This window comes from Nitrospira sp. BLG_2 (assembly GCF_049222245.1).
In genome coordinates this window covers 1-2,172 of record NZ_JBLYIG010000312.1, presented here as the reverse complement: position 1 = coordinate 2,172, position 2,172 = coordinate 1, and the positions used below count along the sequence as shown (strand labels likewise).

Below are 2,172 nucleotides of genomic sequence, written 5' to 3'. Positions count from 1 at the left end.
CTTCATTGAATCCTGGCGCTTCTCCCACAAACATGATACTTGCGTGAGGATTTCCGACGCCGAACACGACTTGGCTTCGCCCCAACTTGGCCAGCTTGCAGCGCTCGCAGTTGACGAGGGATTGAGCGAGGTCTTGGAGAGGGGTGAGCGTCATGGTCTGAGGCAACGAACTAAGCAGCGGTATCTTAGAAACGGCGAGCTGCGATGTCAATCAAGATTCTGAAGCCAGGAGGCGGAAGATGGCGATAAGGATCACAGGCATGGGAAGCCTATTGGTGGCGGTGATTCCGGCGGTGACCGCCGCGGCTTCGGTGGAACTGACTGCGTTTTCGGATAAACCCTTTTGTGAAAAAGTGGCGACATTGTTCGGAGAGCGGCTGGACCTCAATGCCGAGCTCTTGAAGAAGGTGCAGTGGGAGCCGGTTCAGTTGAAAGGGCAGGGGCCGCCGACGCGGCGTTGCTCAAGCTTGGATAGAACGAAAATGGATCTCGACAGTGATGGGCAAGAGGATCTGGTAGTGAAGGCGACCTTCTGTCCGAAAGGCTCTCCAAGCGACAGTCTCTATGTATTCCCGGCCGACAGTACGGTTCTTGAACAATCAAGCTGGCAAGACCTCAGTCCGCTGCTGGCGACGCAGAATAAGTTTGAACGAACCGGCGGAACCTATCCGCTGACGGCGCTCCGGATCGATAAGGCGCTAGACTCTCCGGTACTGACGACATCATTTTCACTTCAACCCTTCATACTCGATGATCGGTCCTATATTAGTATGACGGATAAAAGGCGGGAGTGGATCGTCATCGCAACGTATCGAGGCGCTGAACAGTTTGAAGATTTATGCTACCTGCACGCCGGCAAGTTTTGATTATTCGACCTTGTAGCCTTTTGCCGCGAGACAGGTATCTCGCATGGAATTGATGGTCGAAAAGCTATGGAGGGCGCGGGCATGATCGGTGGGACTCGAAAGACCAGAACCGAAGGGAAAGAATGAACTCGGACTGAAGAAGTGTTGGTCATTTGCTAATCCCGCTTTGTAATAGAATCCTCTGTAATCCCGCTCTACGTCATATCGGGTAGTGGTCTCCGCGCTCGTAGGGACTGTGCGCACAACTCCACACGCTCAGAGAAAGCGCAAGCACGAAGATCTTGGCCTATGAGATCATAGGATACTCCTCCCATCAAGGCATTGCCGTGTCAAACCGCCGGTCTGCGATGAGGTCCGCGCAGCGACGGGCGCTGACAAGTGCGCTTTCGAGGGTGGCGGGCCATCCCGTGTCGGTCCACGCCCCGGCGACGAGCAGGTTTTGGAGAGGACTCTGTTGAAGCGGCCGCAGCCGCGCGGCACCTGGCGTAAGCAACAGGGCGGCATGGTGCTCGCGAAAGACTGCACGGGTGATCACATCTTCCCAGGCCGTTCCTGAGAACAACTTGCACATCTCGGTCTGTGCCGCATTGACCAACTGATCGTTGCCCAACTCTGCGGGCGTGTTTCCGAGGGCAGACAGCCGATATCTGATTTCCCCTGACTCCAGCGATGTGCTGGTGAGCTGATGGAACGGTCGGCCTGCGAGGAGAAGGAGACGAGGCTTTTGTGTCAACGCGGGGCAGGTCAATTGGATAACGACCTCACTCACACTTTTGAGTTCGGTGATCTGCGCAAAGTAGGCATAGCGTGTCAGCAGCCGTTCCGGCAGCAGTTGAAGTAAACTCTGGTAGGATAGCGCAATGATGTATCGGTCAGCCCGCAACCTGGTATCGTCCTGAAGCCGGACTTCGCTCACGCCGGTCGGTCCAAAGCGTAAGGTAGGCCGATGAGTCAGACCGACGATCCGGACGTCACTCTGGTGGAGGATCTGTTTTATGGGGGTGATGAACCGGTGGTCGACGGAGCCGGTTAGATGTGTGAGTCTCGCGTCCGACGCGTCACGAAGAAACACGGTTGAAAGCAGGTGGACGAAAGTTGTAGCGGAGAGGCGTGCCAACGAGTTGCCGGTCAACCATTGAGCGAGGGGATCCCAAATCCGTTCTCTTGCTTCGAGACTTTGCCCGGTCGCCGCCAGCCATTCCTCCGCGGCTCGATTCTCTAAATCCGCCGGGAGGGTGTGGGCTTGTTCCCAAATTTGCTCAACATGAGAGAAGAGTCTCCATCGGTCCTGCCAGGAAAGGCCGTG

The 2,172-nt window shown here is 56.0% G+C and carries 2 protein-coding genes; one reads left to right on the top strand and one right to left on the bottom strand.

The features are described 5' to 3' along the window. The first annotated feature begins 239 nt into the window (after nucleotides 1–239). Nucleotides 240–866: a hypothetical protein gene (locus ACOSYY_RS08710; protein WP_421661876.1), complete on the top strand. Its 627-nt coding sequence runs from the start codon at nucleotides 240–242 to the stop codon at nucleotides 864–866. A 313-nt stretch (nucleotides 867–1,179) separates the two neighbouring features. Here ACOSYY_RS08710 and ACOSYY_RS08705 read toward each other — a convergent pair. After that, nucleotides 1,180–2,172: FAD-dependent oxidoreductase (locus tag ACOSYY_RS08705; protein ID WP_421661875.1), on the bottom strand; the 993-nt coding region annotated here is incomplete at its 5' end.